The sequence below is a fragment of the Staphylococcus roterodami genome (assembly GCA_022493055.1).
GTDB classification, from domain to species: Bacteria; Bacillota; Bacilli; order Staphylococcales; family Staphylococcaceae; genus Staphylococcus; species Staphylococcus singaporensis.
Genome location: CP092781.1, coordinates 584,053 through 600,637, shown reverse-complemented (window position 1 = coordinate 600,637; position 16,585 = coordinate 584,053). Strand labels below are relative to the sequence as shown.

18 protein-coding genes and 1 pseudogene are annotated in these 16,585 nt (G+C 31.7%); 14 read left to right on the top strand and 5 right to left on the bottom strand.

What is annotated here, in order from left to right:
* Positions 1-63: 63 nt before the first annotated feature.
* The 4 genes from ML436_02855 to ML436_02840 all read left to right on the top strand — a co-directional run bounded on the left by ML436_02855 (position 64) and on the right by ML436_02840 (position 3,732).
* A complete protein-coding gene (locus ML436_02855; GenBank protein ID UMT78684.1) occupies positions 64-426 on the top strand; it encodes a YojF family protein in 363 nt (120 codons plus the stop codon).
* A gap of 13 nt (positions 427-439) precedes the next feature.
* On the top strand, positions 440-1,105 hold the full coding sequence (bshB2, locus tag ML436_02850) for a bacillithiol biosynthesis deacetylase BshB2 (protein ID UMT78683.1): 666 nt from the start codon (positions 440-442) through the stop codon (positions 1,103-1,105).
* A 12-nt stretch (positions 1,106-1,117) separates the two neighbouring features.
* Positions 1,118-1,996, top strand: coding sequence for a GTP cyclohydrolase FolE2 (gene folE2 / locus ML436_02845; GenBank protein UMT78682.1), 879 nt, complete (start codon positions 1,118-1,120; stop codon positions 1,994-1,996).
* Positions 1,997-2,241: 245 nt separating this feature from the next.
* Positions 2,242-3,732 carry a glycosyltransferase gene (locus ML436_02840; protein UMT78681.1) on the top strand — a complete coding sequence of 497 codons (1,491 nt, stop codon included), beginning with the start codon at positions 2,242-2,244 and terminating at the stop codon, positions 3,730-3,732.
* 115 nt (positions 3,733-3,847) lie between these two features.
* Here the strand turns inward: ML436_02840 and ML436_02835 are convergent, their stop codons facing one another.
* The 5 genes and pseudogenes from ML436_02835 to tadA form a co-directional block, all read right to left on the bottom strand.
* Positions 3,848-5,314, bottom strand: a complete 1,467-nt coding sequence (locus tag ML436_02835; GenBank protein ID UMT78680.1) for a glycosyltransferase — start codon at positions 5,312-5,314, stop codon at positions 3,848-3,850.
* Positions 5,315-5,432: 118 nt separating this feature from the next.
* Positions 5,433-8,084: pseudogene (locus tag ML436_02830) on the bottom strand (MSCRAMM family adhesin SdrC).
* A gap of 454 nt (positions 8,085-8,538) precedes the next feature.
* Positions 8,539-9,105 carry an NAD(P)H-dependent oxidoreductase gene (locus tag ML436_02825; protein UMT78679.1) on the bottom strand — a complete coding sequence of 189 codons (567 nt, stop codon included), beginning with the start codon at positions 9,103-9,105 and terminating at the stop codon, positions 8,539-8,541.
* Positions 9,106-9,124: 19 nt separating this feature from the next.
* Positions 9,125-9,994, bottom strand: a complete 870-nt coding sequence (locus ML436_02820) for a Cof-type HAD-IIB family hydrolase (protein UMT78678.1) — start codon at positions 9,992-9,994, stop codon at positions 9,125-9,127.
* A 147-nt stretch (positions 9,995-10,141) separates the two neighbouring features.
* Positions 10,142-10,612, bottom strand: a complete 471-nt coding sequence (gene tadA / locus ML436_02815) for a tRNA adenosine(34) deaminase TadA (GenBank protein UMT78677.1) — start codon at positions 10,610-10,612, stop codon at positions 10,142-10,144.
* A 66-nt stretch (positions 10,613-10,678) separates the two neighbouring features.
* On the opposite strand from tadA, the gene ML436_02810 reads away from it, so the two are divergent.
* From ML436_02810 to ML436_02765, 10 genes are all read left to right on the top strand, one after another.
* Positions 10,679-11,296 carry a deoxynucleoside kinase gene (locus tag ML436_02810; protein UMT78676.1) on the top strand — a complete coding sequence of 206 codons (618 nt, stop codon included), beginning with the start codon at positions 10,679-10,681 and terminating at the stop codon, positions 11,294-11,296.
* A complete protein-coding gene (locus ML436_02805; GenBank protein ID UMT78675.1) occupies positions 11,289-11,951 on the top strand; it encodes a deoxynucleoside kinase in 663 nt (220 codons plus the stop codon). Before ML436_02810 ends, ML436_02805 begins: the two co-directional genes overlap by 8 nt.
* A 175-nt stretch (positions 11,952-12,126) precedes the next feature.
* Positions 12,127-12,411 (top strand): hypothetical protein, encoded by a 285-nt coding sequence (locus ML436_02800; GenBank protein ID UMT78674.1) that lies wholly within the window; start codon positions 12,127-12,129, stop codon positions 12,409-12,411.
* A 140-nt stretch (positions 12,412-12,551) separates the two neighbouring features.
* Positions 12,552-12,854: a transposase gene (locus ML436_02795; GenBank protein UMT78673.1), complete on the top strand. Its 303-nt coding sequence runs from the start codon at positions 12,552-12,554 to the stop codon at positions 12,852-12,854.
* Positions 12,855-12,896: 42 nt separating this feature from the next.
* The gene (locus ML436_02790) at positions 12,897-13,232 is read left to right on the top strand and encodes a YdcP family protein (GenBank protein UMT78672.1); all 336 of its coding nucleotides are present in this window, start codon (positions 12,897-12,899) and stop codon (positions 13,230-13,232) included.
* Between the two features lie 3 nt (positions 13,233-13,235).
* Positions 13,236-13,538 (top strand): hypothetical protein, encoded by a 303-nt coding sequence (locus ML436_02785; GenBank protein ID UMT78671.1) that lies wholly within the window; start codon positions 13,236-13,238, stop codon positions 13,536-13,538.
* Positions 13,539-13,717: 179 nt separating this feature from the next.
* Positions 13,718-14,818: a replication initiation factor domain-containing protein gene (locus ML436_02780; protein ID UMT78670.1), complete on the top strand. Its 1,101-nt coding sequence runs from the start codon at positions 13,718-13,720 to the stop codon at positions 14,816-14,818.
* 16 nt (positions 14,819-14,834) lie between these two features.
* Positions 14,835-15,896: a conjugal transfer protein gene (locus ML436_02775; GenBank protein UMT79479.1), complete on the top strand. Its 1,062-nt coding sequence runs from the start codon at positions 14,835-14,837 to the stop codon at positions 15,894-15,896.
* Positions 15,897-15,900: 4 nt separating this feature from the next.
* Entirely contained in the window at positions 15,901-16,161 is a 261-nt protein-coding gene (locus ML436_02770; protein UMT78669.1) for a TcpD family membrane protein, read from the top strand.
* A gap of 5 nt (positions 16,162-16,166) precedes the next feature.
* Positions 16,167-16,556 (top strand): conjugal transfer protein, encoded by a 390-nt coding sequence (locus tag ML436_02765; GenBank protein ID UMT78668.1) that lies wholly within the window; start codon positions 16,167-16,169, stop codon positions 16,554-16,556.
* Positions 16,557-16,585 lie beyond the last annotated feature (29 nt).

Here is a 16,585-nt window from a genome sequence, read left to right as displayed (position 1 = left end):
CAATTATTGAATAGTTTTTAGTAAAATAGAAAGATAAACACATTGATAGTGTAAGGAGTGAACGTGTTGGAACCAATTAAAGAACAAGAAGTTTTAGAATTACTAGCTTCTTATGAACATAAACCTGTGTATCTACATGTTGAAACGACAAATGGTGCCTATGCGAACCATTTCGATCAACGTGTTTTTAATGCTGGTACTTTTTTAAGAAACATTCAAGTAACATATACACATGCTCAGTTAAAAGGTGGCAATAAAGAACCTTATCGCATTGGCCTTAAACTATCAAATGGTGGCTGGGTTTATGTACAAGGTCTAACGCATTACGAAGTTAACGAGCATGACGAATTTTTAATTGCAGGTTTTAATTATGAAGGTCAACTCGCTGCAGCGCTTGAAATTAGCGAGCAACCATTTAATTTATAGAGGAGGCATCAACATGACTGATGAAAGACATGTATTAGTAATATTTCCACATCCTGATGATGAAACCTTCTCATCTGCAGGGACACTAGCAAGTTATGTCCAACGAGGCGTACCAGTAACTTATGCATGTTTAACTTTAGGTCAAATGGGACGAAATTTAGGTAACCCACCATTTGCAACTCGTGAATCATTACCAAGCATTCGCGAACGTGAACTTGAAGAAGCATGTAAAGTTATTGGCATTACTGATTTAAGAAAAATGGGTTTACGCGACAAAACAGTCGAATTTGAACCTTATGAACATATAGATAGTATGATTAAATCTTTAATTGATGAAACTAATCCATCATTGATTATTTCATTTTATCCAGGTTATGCTGTACATCCTGATCATGAAGCAACTGCTGATGCTGTGATTCGAACTGTTGAACGCATGCCGGAGGAAGAACGTCCACGTTTAACTTTAGTTGCTTTTAGCAATGATGCTACTGAAGCATTGGGCGAACCTGATATTCAAAATGATATTACAGATTTTAAAGATCTGAAAATTAAAGCTTTTGAAGCACATGCTTCTCAAACAGGTCCATTTTTAAAACAATTAGCAAGTCCTGAAATCGATGGTAAACAGCACAGCTTTTTAACTGTCGAACCATATTGGACATATCACTTTAAATCTTAACGGAGGAAAATAATGACTGAATTTGATTTATCGACACGAGAAGGTCGTTGGAAACACTTTGGTTCAGTAGACCCTATCGAAGGTACGAAACCTACTACTAAAAATGAAATGACTGATTTACAAAGCACGCATAAAGATTTCTTATTTGAAATTGAAGAAGTTGGTATAAAAAACTTAGTATACCCTGTACTTGTTGACCAGTATCAAACAGCTGGTACATTTAGTTTTTCAACAAGCTTAACTAAAGATGAAAAAGGTATTAATATGAGTCGTATTATTGAAAGCGTTGAAAAGCATTATGATAATGGTATTGAACTCGAATTTAATACGTTATATCAAGTTTTACGAACTTTACAAACAAATATGAAACAAAATGCGGCTGGCGTTGATGTATCTGGAAAATGGTTCTTTGATCGCTATAGTCCAACGACTAACATTAAAGCAGTTGGTAATGCTGATGTTACTTATGGATTGGCCATTGATGGTGACCAAGTGACACGTAAAGAACTTACAATTGAGGCTACAGTTACAACATTATGCCCATGTTCAAAAGAAATCAGCGAATATTCAGCACACAACCAGCGTGGTGTTGTTACTGTTAAAACATATATTAATAAAGAACAAGACATTGTTGATGATTATAAAAACAAAATTTTAGATGCTATGGAAGCAAATGCAAGTTCAATTCTATACCCTATTTTAAAACGTCCTGATGAAAAACGAGTGACAGAGCGTGCATACGAAAACCCTCGCTTTGTTGAAGATTTGATTCGTTTAATCGCGGCTGACTTAGTTGAATTTGATTGGTTAGAAGGTTTCGATATTGAATGTCGTAATGAAGAATCAATCCATCAACATGATGCGTTTGCCAAATTAAAATACCGTAAATAGTATCATAAATCATATTAAAACGCGTAACAGTAGTTGCGCGTTTTTTGTTTTGTAGATTTACTGTAATGTCAGGATCGTTAGGATAATGATTTGTTGGTTTTTGGTATAACGCAAATTTTATTGGTAATCACTCTCTTCGAACCTTAAAACTCGCTATTTTTAAAATAATTTCTTTTTCTATTTAAAAGAGTTAATTAAATGTTATGTGATATAATTATAAAAAACAGACATAAGTGGTGTTAAAAATGAATTATTTTGTAGGTAACAGTTTAGGTGTAAATTTAACCGGCATTGAAAAAGCAATTATTAATCGATTAAAATTATTTAAAGAAATGGGACGACCAGCGCAGTGTGTATTCCTCTCATGGAATAGATTTTTATATAGAAATGCTCAAAATTATTTATCGGATGGCGATTACATCAATATGTATGATTTCTTTCAAGAAGCTATGTATGTGGACCGTAATGATCCTTTTGATTGGTTATCCTATTGGACTGATGAATGTCATTATACTTTAAAACCCGTTGAGAATAGTAATGATTTTAGAATTTATGATCAAGATCGTTTTTTAATGTATGCACATTTTCAAGATCCAAAACATCGTATATTGGATTATGTAAATCATTTTGACCAACATAGAAGAAAGGTCAAACGTGATTTTTACGATGTGCGTGGCTTTTTAAGTTGTAGTCGAATTCTTGTCGGTAAACAACAAACACTTTGTGAATTTTTCTATAATCCAGATGGAGATACAAAAATAGAAAAATATTATACTTATGTTAATGACAAACCGGAAGTACAAAAAATCATTGTTTACTATGCGAATAAATCGTATTTCTTTAATAATGATACCGAATTAGGCGCCTTTTTTATTACAAACGTCTATCGTAAAGGTGACGTGTTTTTCAGCGATCGTAACGTTTATACTGCACCTATTTTTAATTTAACGCCTGACACAATTCCTGTCGTTGCTGTGTTACATAGTACTCACATTAAAAATATTGATGAATTAGAATCTTCACCTTTTAAAAATGTATATAAAGCAATGTTCGAAAATTTATCTCGATATCGTGCCATAGTCGTTTCTACAGAACAGCAAAAAATCGATGTTTCAAAACGGATTAATAATGAAATTCCTGTTGTTAATATACCTGTCGGCTACAGTGAGCCTATAGATACACCAATACAAATTTTAGATCACCGAAATATAAAATTAATTTCCGTTGCTCGTTATTCACCGGAAAAACAATTGCATCAACAAATTGAATTAATAAAACGCCTAGTGCCATTAATTCCAAATGTCGAACTACATATGTATGGCTTTGGTTCAGAAAGTACAAAACTAAATGAGTTAATTCAGCAATACGGATTGGAGAATCATGTCTATTTACGTGGATTTTTAAGTCAATTAGATCAAGAATATAGTGATGCGTATTTAAGTTTAATTACGAGTAATATGGAAGGATTTTCATTGGCCTTACTCGAATCTTTGTCCCACGGTGTTCCTGTAATTAGTTATGATATTAAATATGGTCCTAGTGAATTAATTTCGTCTGATATTAACGGTTATTTAATTCCTAAAAATGATGAAGATGCCCTTTTTGAAAAAGTAAAATATGTAATTGAACATCCAGAAGAGCAACAACGCCTTTCTGTTGGTAGCTTAACTAAGGCGCAACAATATAGTAAAGCATCATTGATTAATCAATGGGATCAATTTATTCGACTTATTTAAATGTAATTTTCATTAGTATATAAAAAATGCATTTTCCTAAACTATTTAATCAAACATTAATGTTCAAATTGAACTTGTTTTGTTTAATTATGTTTCTAGGAAAATGCTTTTTATTTTAATTTAAAATATTTCGCCATTTATTACCAACAGTTGTCATATTAAAATGCTGGGCTGATTGAATACTATTCATTGAAAATTGTTCCATCTTTTGACTGTCATTCAACAATAGGTCTACCTTTTCAACCATCTGATCTATATCTCCTTCAGAGACTAAATATCCGTTGAAACCATCTTGAATAAGTTCTGCTGGGCCATAATCTACATCATAGCTTATAACTGGCGTACCTAGTGAAAGAGATTCTAAAATTGCTAATCCAAAGCCTTCCATTTTACTTGTAGACAACATAAGTTGCGCATTAGCAATTGCTTCACTAACTTGTGTCTTAAATCCGTGAAATTTAATATGATTTAATAATTGATACTTTTCTACAAGTTGTTGGTATTCTGCTAAACCATTTCCATGGCCATATATATTTAATTGAATATCAGGATATTTTTCAACTAGACGTTTAATTACTTCAATTTGGTGTTTGATTTGCTTATTTTCTACTAAACGCGCTACAGATACGATATGCCTTTTTTCTTTACTATTAAAGTCGATGTTGTTTGGTATATTATCTACAAAACCAACCGGAATATTGACAACTTGAATTTCATTTTCAATATAATCAGCGATATCTCGACGTTGTTTATCTGTAGAGACAACAATAGCTTTATAACGTTTTAAATGATTGAATACTGATTTGTAAAAGCTTTTTACCTCATTCCCAGTTAAATGCGTACTATGAAGAACTACGATAACCGGAATTTCATTAGGTAACTCTGCAATAACATTTCCTAATTCATGTGGTCTATCTAATATTAGCTGATCACTATTTTTACATAATTGTTTTAGAAAATAGTGGACTAATTCTTCTTCACTATCAAAATATTGCTGATGCTGCCCTTCATATAAAACACCTTTCGTAAGTGTGTTTTTACCATTAATATCCTCAAAATACTTTTGGATTACGATCTTACCATCTGCAGTAAAATAGTTTTCCAGAACTATACGTTGTCCTTCGCCTAAAATTCTAGAGCAACTAAGAAATCCTCTACCATCAAATAATTCACGTTTAACCTTTCTTCTTTGATGATCAAAATAATTCACATAGTTTAAGTTTCGATATTGTTTGTCTAAAAAATGTGCGTACATTATAAATTGTTCTTCATCATATATTCTAACGTCATTTGAATTTTCTACAAATTTCAATGTATATTTACATGACTTTTCCCAATATTGCAACCAATTCATTTGTTTTGTCTTTTTGTAATTAATTGTTTTTTGAAAATAATCATACATTGTAAATACATCATTTTCTATTTGATGTTGCTTCGCATATGTATACAAATAAGGATTCCATTTAACATATACACATTTTGAAGGAATTCCTTGTTGTTTAAACAACTTTAGTCTATTAATTTGAGCTTTTTCTACACCTGTAATTTTACTTTCTAAAATTGTTCCTAAAATGTAATTCATATTATCGCCTCATATAATTTTTATTACGTGTCTTTATTGTTTATTTTATATGAAAAATACATCCATTGCATGTTTCATCATTAAAAAACCAGGCCACACGGACCTGGTTCAAGTTAAATTATTTATTTTGTTTTTTACGACGACCGAATAGTAATAATGAACCTAATGCCGCAAATAATCCACCGAATAATGTGCCATTATTTGAATTATTATTTTCACTACCTGTTTCTGGTAATGCTTTAGCTTTGTTGTGATGATCTTTAACCGTACTCATTGGTTTAGCCGGTATATGTTTACCTGCATCTGAGTCGCTATCTGAGTCACTGTCTGAATCTGAATCGCTGTCTGAGTCTGAGTCGCTATCTGAGTCGGAATCACTATCTGAATCTGAGTCGCTGTCTGAATCGGAATCGCTATCTGAATCTGAATCGCTGTCTGAGTCTGAGTCGCTATCTGAATCTGAGTCGCTATCTGAGTCCGAATCGCTGTCTGAGTCTGAGTCGCTGTCTGAATCTGAGTCACTGTCTGAATCTGAGTCACTGTCTGAATCTGAGTCGCTATCTGAATCTGAGTCGCTGTCTGAATCTGAATCACTATCTGAGTCTGAATCGCTGTCTGATGTTTCTTCTTCGTAGTAGCCATTATCTAGTGTGAAATCATCATGATCCGTAATTGTTACGTCAACTTCGCCACCATCAGCATCTTTATCATCTTCAGTTGTATTTGTACCTGTTTGTGTTAAGCCAGCAGGCTTTTCAAAGATAACTTTTTATTTACCACTATCTAAATTATCAAAACGATATTTACCATTTTCATCTGTTTCAGTTGTACCAATTACTTCGCCTTTTTCATTTTGTAAAGTAACTTTAACACCTTTAATTCCTTTTTCAGTCGAATCTTGTTTACCATCTTTATTACTGTCATACCAAACATAATCACCTAAACTATATTTTGGTGTTTTGTAGAATCCACTATCTAACGTCATGTTATCAGCATCTTTAATGACACCTGTTGTAGTTAGTCCATCAGAATCTATAGCATCATCTGTACCTGCATTTGCAGTTGTTGGTGTATAACCGGCTGGCGTTGAAAATTCTACACTATATGTTCCATTGCTTAAACCTGTGAACTGATATTTACCATTTTCATCTGTTGTCGTACGATCTAATTCTTTACCATTGCTATCTTTAAGAATGACATACACACCTTTAATACCCATTTCGTTAGCATCTTGTTTACCATCTTTATTTGTATCTTCCCAAACATAATCACCAAGATTGTATTTTTTTTGATCGCCATTTGCAGTTGATGAGCCATTCACATTTGAATAACTATTTGACCAACTACTTTTTCCATTTTGTGTTTCTAAAGTATAATCAATTTTCCCATTATCTGTTGAACTATTATCTGGATAAGCAACTTGTTGAATGATGTATTGTTTATTACTGCTTGTTTGACCATTCAATAAATCTACTGTTGCCGTTTTGTTATCGTTACTATATGTAATTTTAAATTTATCAGTAACATCTGTAAGTTTTGAAGTATCTGGTGTGAAACTATCCACAAACTGATTTTGGTTAGTTACTTCATAAATTTTAAAGTTTTTAGCATCTGGATTAAATTTATAACCCGTTAAATTTGTTACTAATGTTTCTTTTGTATATGTATTTTTAGGTTGGTTTACATAAACAGTCATATTACGTGATAAATCTTCATTGTTGATATAGTTTGTACTTGAAATGAGTTGTTGTCCTTTTTTATTACCATAATCGACAATAACTTCTTTACTATAAGAGTCATTTCCTAAAGTTACTTCCATTTTATAAGCAGTTTTATCAGTTGTTGCATTTTCACGTTTGGCGAATGAAACTTGTTCAATACTACCACTAATATTTGTATATTGATCAACATAGTTTGTAAATGTATATGTTGTTGTATTTGTTGCACTGTCATAAATTCCTTTGGCAATAATGTTACCTTGAGCATTATATAAATTTTGTGTTTTCGATGGTAATCTTACTGATCCTGGACGGAAATATTGACCATATTTAAAAGTAAATGTATCGCCCTCTTTAACAGAATCATCGATTGTGTAATTTGCTTTTAATTTTAAAACATCACTTGAAGTTGCCCAAAATTCAGTATTTCCTGTTGTTTTATTAACATGTCCTTTATCAATCGCAATATCAATATCCTTAAAATGCACTTTATCGTTAACATTTGTACCTGTTTGTGGTGCTGCAACAGTATTCACTGCCATACGGTTTAATGTTCTTGGTTTAATAGTTGTTGTTTTAGGCGTAGTTGAAACGTCTTTTGCCTTCGTTAAAATGCTTTTACTAGTTTCGTTACTATATGTAGTTGCTGATTTATCATTTATTGTTGCATTGCTAGTTTGTGTAGTAGATTGATTAGCAGTAGCAATTTGTGATGATTGTGTGTTTCCACTAGTTTCTTTAACTGATGTATCATTATTCATCGTCACTTTAGGCTGTTCTGAAGTTTTTGTTTGAACATCGCTATTTTGTTGACTACTATCAACTTTTTCACTTGCTTGCTTCTCACTTGTTCCTGTCGCTTCATTTTTCGCCTTATTTATTTCTTCACTTGTGCTTTCTGCAGCTTTTGCTTCGTGATTACTTAACCCAAAAATTAATGTCGTACCTACTAAAATCGAGGCTGTACCTACTGTATATTTTCTTATTGAAAATTTGTTTAATTTACTTGGCACCATGCCATTTCTAGTTGTTGCTGTCTTTTTATTATTCATAATAATACTCCTTTAAAATATCAAAATTTGATAAATATAATAAATTGCATATATAAATTTCTGCCTTACTATCGTAATACACTTTTTAATAAAGTACAATACTTTAATTATTTTTCTTTATTTTATAATGCATTTTGGATTAATAATTTAATTAAAAATCCTTTAAGAACGCGCTATTTTAAATTTTCGTTTTCTTTAATAGTTTTACATTAATTAAAACTTATTTTTAATACTGTTTTTTATTCATATACTTATTCATTTCGAACTTGCATTGTATTTAAATCAATAACATTCCCAACAAGCTTTGTGAATCTATATAAATAAAATTGAATTATTATACAAAAAATCGAATTAAAAAAGGCATGCCACCTCAAAGCTAACACCTCTCAATGTTAGGCTTAAAAGTTACATACCTGTAAGTACAATGCGTATTTTCATATTTTATTTACTAGCCTTATTTTAAATGCTCATATGGACTATTATGTGCAAAGGATACAATTTGGTCAACAAATAATCTTGCACGTAATTGGAACTCACTGTCATTTAAATAATAAGTACCATCTTCATTTTTTGCAAAATCAGAATCATGCGTTGCAATTTGAGTTGGTACGGCAATGCCTAATAAACTTCTGACAATAACTCTTAAATGTGATAATGGCTCAGAGCTTACAATTCCACCACTATTACCAATTAACCCTACTGGCTTCATTTTAAAATAATCCATATTTAAATGATCTAGTGCATTTTTTAAAATACCTGAATATGAGCCATGATAATTTGGTGTTCCCAAAATTAAAAAATCAGCCGCCATTGCTTTATCTTTTAAACTTTTAATATTTTGTTTAATTTCATCAATAGAAGGTGTTGTTCCAGAAAAATCTAATTGATTTAATGGATTTTCTGCTAAATCAAATATTTCCGCTTCAATATTATGTGTTTTAAAATGTTCTGTTAAATAAGTTGCTAGTGCATTTGTATGTGAATTCACTTGTGCACTTCCAATAATAATTAGTCCTTTCATCTTTGACCCCTCTTTTTTATTAATCTTGTTGTTCACGTAATAATTTCATTATTGCTTTTCCTACACCACTATTTTCATTCGTATCTGTGATATATTTTGCTATTCTTTTTACTTCATCAGCACCATTTTCCATAGCAACAGGATAACCAGCTTTAGCTAACATTGATACGTCATTTAAATTATCACCAATTGCCATAACATCTTTCATTTCAATACCTAATTTTTCAGCTATCGTTTCTAATGCTATGCCTTTTTGGGCATCCGAATGTGTAATCTCGATATTACCTCTTGATGATGATGATATTGCTAAGTTTGGAGATTCAGCTAAAATCTTACTTGCTTTATCAATTTTTTCTATATCTGCATCAAATGCTAAGATTTTCATAATTAACTCACCAGGTATATTTTCAATTGCATCATAATTGTCAACAACTTTTAACGTACCATTATCAATACGTCTTTGAATACCATTTTTAATACGTTCAACATTTGCATGCTGACCTGCGCGTTCAGCAATATCTATATAAATTTCTAAGTCGCGTTGAGGATCTTCAGTATATATAGCTCGATTCGTGTATACTTGATAATAAATACCAGCATCTTTTAATACTTTAGTAATCTTATGTACTAATGATTTATTAAGATGTGACGTACTCATTACATTAAAAGTTTCATCACGTACTTCAGCGCCGTTCAAACAAATGTAAGGAACTGTCAAATCTGTATCTGCGACAGGTGCTTGTGCTTCATAAAAAGCTCGACCAGTTGCGATTACGACTGTTATTCCTTGATCTTGTGCGTATTTAATCGCGTCAATATTAGGTTGAGAAATTTCATGTGCTGCATTTAGAAGCGTCCCATCCATATCTGTAGCTATTAATTTTATCATTATGTTACCTCGTTTCGTTATTTTAAAACCATGTTTTGAGATTAAGAAAATATTCTCAGCGCACATACTTTTCTATTTACATTTATATTGTCATTAATTTATCTTATAATGTAATTCTAACAAATTTTAATTAGTATGTACTATCGTCTACTTGGTGGATTTCTTATTGGTTCTTAAGTTTTTGAAAAATGCTGTTAATAACGTACTACATGTTTCTTTAAGTACACCTTTATCAACAATGGCACGATGATTAAAATCAGACTGTTGTAATAAATTCATTAAACTACCACTACAACCACCTTTTGGATCATCTGCACCATAAACTACTCTTGGTATACGACTCATTACAATCGTGCCTGCGCACATGACACAAGGTTCTAAGGTTACATATAATGTACAGCCTTCTAAGCGCCAACTACCTAATACTTTTGCTGCACGTTCAATTGCAATGTGCTCAGCATGTGCTGTTGGTTGTTGTAATGTTTCTCTTAAATTGTGTGCTCTAGCGATAACTACATCATCTTTAGTAATGATGGCACCTATAGGTACTTCTCCTAGTTGTGCAGCCTTTTTAGCTTCTTCTATTGCTAACGTCATAAAATATATATCATTTGTCATTTATGTCCAGATACCTCACTTATGGTACAATACTCAATGTCTATTTTAACATTTGGAGATGTGAATATGAACAAACCTTTTATTGCAATTGAAGGACCTATTGGCGTAGGAAAATCTTCACTTGCACACAAACTAAGTCAAACTTTAGATTTTTATGAAGAAAAAGAAATTATCACTGAAAATCCATTTTTATCAGACTTTTACGAAGATATCTCTAAATGGAGTTTTCAAACTGAAATGTTCTTTTTATGTAATAGATATAAGCAATTTCAAGATGTAACACAACTCAATCAAGGCGTAGTTAGTGATTATCATATACATAAAAATAAGATATTTGCTAAAAATACTTTGAGTCCTGTTGAATTTCAAAAATTTAGTAAAATTTATGATATTTTAACGGAAGATATGATTATGCCTAATATGATTATCTTTTTAGATGCAGAACTTGATGTGTTAAAAGCGAGAATTGCTAAACGTAATCGTAGTTTTGAGCATCAAATAGAAGACGAATATCTTTTAAAATTAAAAAAAGATTATCGTGAATATTATGAATCGTTACAAAGTAATGGTTCAAATGTTGTGCTAATTGATACAACTTCTATTGATTTTCTAAAAAACGAGCAAGATTATGAAGATATACTACATATTATATTACCTATGATAGGAGATATTACAAATGAATAATTACGGTATTCCACAAAATGCCATTATAACCATTGCAGGTACTGTTGGTGTAGGTAAATCGACACTAACACAAGCACTTGCTGATAAATTGAATTTTAAAACTTCTTTTGAAAATGTAGATCACAATCCATATTTGGATAAGTTTTATAGTGATTTTGAACGTTGGAGTTTTCATTTACAAATTTATTTTTTAGCAGAACGTTTTAAAGAGCAAAAACGCATGTTCGAATATGGTGGAGGCTTTATCCAAGACCGCTCGATTTATGAAGATGTGGATATTTTTGCAAAAATGCATGAAGAAGAAGGTACAATGAGTCAAGATGACTTTAAAACATATTCAGACTTATTTAATGCCATGGTAATGACACCTTATTTCCCAAAACCAGATGTACTAATTTATTTAGAGTGTAATTACGATGAAGTTATTGACCGCATCATTGAACGTGGCCGTGAAATGGAAATGAATACTGATCCTGAATACTGGAAAAAGTTATTTAAACGCTATGATGATTGGATTAATAATTTTAATGCATGTCCTGTTGTTCGTATCAATATCAATGAATATGATATTCACGAAAATCCTGATTCATTAAATCCTATAATTGATAAAATATCACGTATTATACAAACATATCGTCAAATAGATATGCGATAAATATATTAAGACATAGTATAAGTGCTTTAATTCAATGTATATTCCATAGAAATCATCTATTACCTTATTGAATTTCTATGCGTACATTCTTCTGCATTTACACTATGTCTTTCTTTTTTATTTTGTGGTGTAAACTCTAATTAACAACAAATTCTTAAGAAAGGAATTGATCGTTATGACAGAGTTTACACCTTATTTTTATGATTTTAAGCGTTTAGATTATAGAAATTTTGTTATTTTAAGATTTCATGGTATTTCAAAACGTCATATTTGTAAGATGTATAAAATTGCATATTTTTGTATATTGAACGTGTGCAATAAAGCGAAAAATAATGACTATCAATTTACTTATAAGGATTATGTATATTTAAAAAAGTATGGTGTGTCTAACGCATTTATATGCAAGATGTATCATATTGATAAATTAGACCTAGAATTCTTTGAGGTGATGAACCGATAGGTTTCAAAAAAATTGAATAGGTCAGGAGAAGCATAGACACTCCATTATCAAAAATGCAGTGGTACGGATTTGCGGGAGTTATTCCTATTCGTGCGACCCTAAAAAACTCTGATTTGTATGAGTCTGCCGAGGTGACTTTTATGATAGAACCAGTCATTGATATTGAAGCAACTATGGGGAAAGAGTTTCGTTATTTGTCCCATGTTGAAAAAATATCGCGGTTTGATGAAGCTTATTATCTGTATACGATTATATGTGTTGATATTGGTGAACAAGTTAAAGTTAGACTGTCAAATGAAAAATACTTTGATTCTTTAGAACGTGTTGATTTTGATAATTTAACAATCAAACCTAGAGTATATCAAGATATGAATACAGGTTATTGTAATTTATATACAAGCTTTTCAGCTGATGATATTTATAGTTTAGAAACAAAAGCATAAAGCGTATAAATAAAAATTATAAAAAGAAATGAGGAATTTATTATGGCATGGAGTCCGAAATTTGATTTAAAAGAAACGTTTGGAGATTTATATTTCATGGGTGTTGATGAGAAATACAAATATGAAGATGGAGAAAAAACCGATCAAAAATTATATGCATACAAATTAGCGTCAACTGGACAAGGTGAACAAGTAACAGTAAAAGTACCTAAAGAAGTAAAACTTGATATTATGTCAGTTTGTGAACTTGTAGGTGTAGAAGCAAAACAATATGTACAATCTTCAGGTGATTTCCATTCAATTCAACCGAGTATTAAGGCAGAAGATATTAGACAAATTGCGACAATTCAACATAAAAAAGGTGCACAACAAGGTTAGTGTATGGAATTTTATACAGCTGACAACTTAGCGCCTTATGCACGTACTTTAAAATTATCTGAAGGCATGTTGTCATATATTGCATCTAGAATTAATACAGGTGAAGCATTATCATTAATGCTTATCGCAAAGGAAATACAAGAAAAATTTAATGGTGACTATGTTAAAAGTCGTTTACCATCAGGCAGACCGAGGATATACACTGACGTCTGCTTATTGTGTTTTAGTTTGAAAGAAGCAGGACACGGGCGATTACTACAAATTGATTTGAAGGATTGTATCTATATTGGTGATGTAGATAGTTAAATATATCATTTGTATTGTTTAACTTAAGGCGAGCTGGACTTTTAGCGCCTGCAGGCGCAGAAATGCAAGCCGGGACGGCGTTAAGCATTTGGGCGGAGCCTGCGACAAAGGCGCGTTAAGAAAGGGAAGCGACAGCCTTAAGTTATCAAATCGCTTGCGATTTGATAGGAGGTTTTTTCATGGAAAATCAAGCTTCTACCCCCCTTACTAATAGGGGGGTAGCGAAGCCAGAAAAATGTGGCTTGGAGGCAGTTGTTGACTGGGTCCAAGTGACTTTTCAGGTGCCCTCGATTTTCACCATTATGGAGGATGTTTTGAAATTGCCTCGGGCAGTGTTTAAACATCGTAATAGTGGCTTGTACTTTTACAATCGTGGTTATACGTTTGGAAATATTCAAATTTTTTATTCGGATAAAGATGAAGGTATGGGCTTTCATTTACAGTTAACTGGTTCTGGTTGTCGGGAATTTGAACATTATTTAATCAACCGCAATGAAACGTGGCAAGACTTTTTTAAGCGCTGTGCGGCTAAAAAGGCGCGTTTTACAAGAATTGATATTGCGATTGATGATACAAAAACATATTTAAAAATACCACGATTAATTAAAAAGGCTGAGCATGGTGAATGTATTTCAAAATTTAGAACAGCGAGTTCAATTGCTGGTTTTAAATTGTCCAACGGACAGTCTAAAGGTTCAACTTTTTATATCGGCTCTAAAAAAAGTGATATGTATTGTCGCTTTTATGAAAAGAATTATGAAATGGCGTATAAATTAAAAACACCTGTTGAAGATTTTGGATTATGGAATCGTTATGAAATACAAATGCGACGAAGTAATGCGGAAAATTGCGTAAATATTTTAACAGAAACATCAAGCATATCAGATATTGTTAAAGGTGTTTTAAATAATAGTATGCGTTTTGTAACTGAGCCGAAAGATGTATCAGATAGTCGAAAATCAAGGTGGCCAGTATATCAAGAATGGTCACGTTTTATTAAAGGTGCGGATAAAATTAGCTTAAGTATGAAACCGAGTTTAAAGTCCATTGAGGATAATATTGATTGGTTATGTAAACAAGTAGCTACAACGTTAGATACTGTTTTAACAGCTGAAGCAATGGCACAATCTGAAGGTTTACTTGAAGATACAGATTTTCTAAATAAAATATTGGCGCATTCATCATTTAATGATGAACACACCGATAGAATTAATCATTATTTAGAAAATCTAAAGCGTAAAAAGAAAGGAGATGATTCCTATCAAAGCTTTTCTAAGTAATATACGTAAAGCTTTTTTGAATATCATCAACAAGTTGATATTATCAAGATTTTCAAAAAAAGGCAAGCGTTTTGATGTTCCAGAAGAAGAACGTAAATCATTACCGAAGTATCGCAATCACAGAAAAAAGATTGTGATTGTTTTTTATATGATTTTAGTGTTGTTAACCATTTTGTTGATTGCCTCTTTCATTAGAGCTTCTAAAGCGAACAACGAAAGTAAAGAAGCAGTTAATAAAACGCAAGAAATTCAAAAGAAATATGAAGATAACGCTGAAACAGTTCAGTATAATCCTAATTTAAAGTTATATGCTGATAAGTATATTGATGCATATATGACTATTCCTAAAGATGGTAAGGCAAAAGAAGAGCGACAAAAAGCGTTAGCGGATTTTTATCCCTCTGATTATAAGACACCTACAGAAAATACTGAAAATGTTGAGCGTAAGCTGAATGAAAAAGAATTTTTTAATATTAAACGTAAAGATAAACAAACAATCATTCAGTATATTGTAAGTTACGATTTAAAAATTACAGAGAAAAAGGAGGTTAAAGTTAAAAAGGAAAAGGATAAAAAGGACAAAGATAAAAAGGATGAATATGAAACAAAGACAGAAGAAAAAGAACGAACAGAAACTAAGAAAGCATTATTAAACATTCCGATTAAAAGTGAAAATAATAAGTACGTGGTGATTGAATATCCTCATTTTTCTACGATTCCAAGTAATCAACTGAAAAAAGCAACACTTGTTAAAGATAGTTTGGAGAATGAAAAGCGTGAAGATAATCCGAAACTAAAAGCATTTGTTGAAGAGTTTTTTGATAAATATTGTAAAAGTAAATCGGATGATATGGCTTATTTAATGGATAACCCCGAAGGGTTAGAAGATACACGTGAAGTGTCTAAAATCAGTGATTTACGTATTTATCCTAAGGGTGACGATTATGTTGTTAAAGCAGAGGTTTTAATGAAAGATAAAGGGTCACCACTTGAAAACTTAGAACATTACACCTTAGATATTACAAAAAAAGATGGTAAGTATTATGTTAAAAAATTAACAACAACAATTGGAGGTTAAAGTGATGGAACATTTATTTAATTTAATGCTGGTACTAGGTGATGCACCTTCTATTAATCCACTTGGTCAATGGGTTAATAAAGAAGTTGGTACCGCAATTGGTATTATTGTATTGGTGATTGGTTGTGTTAAGTGGGCAACGGGTAAATATGGGCATATGCTTGCATTGTTTGTGATTGGTGGTTTGATGTTCTTGATTTCCAAAGGTCCTGAAACAGTGTTTAATTCAGTATCAGGGCTTTGGAAGTTGATTTTTGGGAGCTGATCGATATGGATAAAAAAGCTTACAATTTGAAACGAACATTTGAACAGCCGATTGTGATGTATGAATTTACAGGAAGTTACCGGTGGTCAAAAGGTATTCGTTTAGACTGGGTCGGTACGTTGTTTGTGATTGAATTGATTTTAATATTATTATATCTTAAGGCTGGATTTAATACATTAACGTCTTTAGTACCAGGTTTAACGATTATTTATTTTACAGTACTCCCCTATTATATGACGAAGCAATTAGTAAAATTAAAACAAGATGGTAAGAAACTGATATTCTTTCTTTGGGATTTTATGATGTATGTGTTTAACATTCAAATGCGCAATGTACATTATGCATATGATGAAGAAGTGAAATATCATGACAAGAAAATAATTAAATTGAAATAGTCCCTAACGGGGCTATTTTTAATGGAGGG

What these genes read in the sequence shown, in the direction of transcription:
- bshB2 (UMT78683.1), top strand. Translation starts at nt 440, where the DNA reads ATGACTGATGAAAGACATGTATTAGTAATATTTCCACATCCTGATGAT.
- ML436_02780 (UMT78670.1), top strand. Translation starts at nt 13,718, where the DNA reads ATGGAAAATCAAGCTTCTACCCCCCTTACTAATAGGGGGGTAGCGAAG.
- folE2 (UMT78682.1), top strand. Translation starts at nt 1,118, where the DNA reads ATGACTGAATTTGATTTATCGACACGAGAAGGTCGTTGGAAACACTTT.
- ML436_02790 (UMT78672.1), top strand. Translation starts at nt 12,897, where the DNA reads ATGGCATGGAGTCCGAAATTTGATTTAAAAGAAACGTTTGGAGATTTA.
- ML436_02840 (UMT78681.1), top strand. Translation starts at nt 2,242, where the DNA reads ATGAATTATTTTGTAGGTAACAGTTTAGGTGTAAATTTAACCGGCATT.
- ML436_02795 (UMT78673.1), top strand. Translation starts at nt 12,552, where the DNA reads ATGATAGAACCAGTCATTGATATTGAAGCAACTATGGGGAAAGAGTTT.
- tadA (UMT78677.1), bottom strand. Translation starts at nt 10,612, where the DNA reads ATGACAAATGATATATATTTTATGACGTTAGCAATAGAAGAAGCTAAA.
- ML436_02785 (UMT78671.1), top strand. Translation starts at nt 13,236, where the DNA reads ATGGAATTTTATACAGCTGACAACTTAGCGCCTTATGCACGTACTTTA.
- ML436_02835 (UMT78680.1), bottom strand. Translation starts at nt 5,314, where the DNA reads ATGAATTACATTTTAGGAACAATTTTAGAAAGTAAAATTACAGGTGTA.
- ML436_02765 (UMT78668.1), top strand. Translation starts at nt 16,167, where the DNA reads ATGGATAAAAAAGCTTACAATTTGAAACGAACATTTGAACAGCCGATT.
- ML436_02810 (UMT78676.1), top strand. Translation starts at nt 10,679, where the DNA reads ATGAACAAACCTTTTATTGCAATTGAAGGACCTATTGGCGTAGGAAAA.
- ML436_02770 (UMT78669.1), top strand. Translation starts at nt 15,901, where the DNA reads ATGGAACATTTATTTAATTTAATGCTGGTACTAGGTGATGCACCTTCT.
- ML436_02820 (UMT78678.1), bottom strand. Translation starts at nt 9,994, where the DNA reads ATGATAAAATTAATAGCTACAGATATGGATGGGACGCTTCTAAATGCA.
- ML436_02800 (UMT78674.1), top strand. Translation starts at nt 12,127, where the DNA reads ATGACAGAGTTTACACCTTATTTTTATGATTTTAAGCGTTTAGATTAT.
- ML436_02805 (UMT78675.1), top strand. Translation starts at nt 11,289, where the DNA reads ATGAATAATTACGGTATTCCACAAAATGCCATTATAACCATTGCAGGT.
- ML436_02825 (UMT78679.1), bottom strand. Translation starts at nt 9,105, where the DNA reads ATGAAAGGACTAATTATTATTGGAAGTGCACAAGTGAATTCACATACA.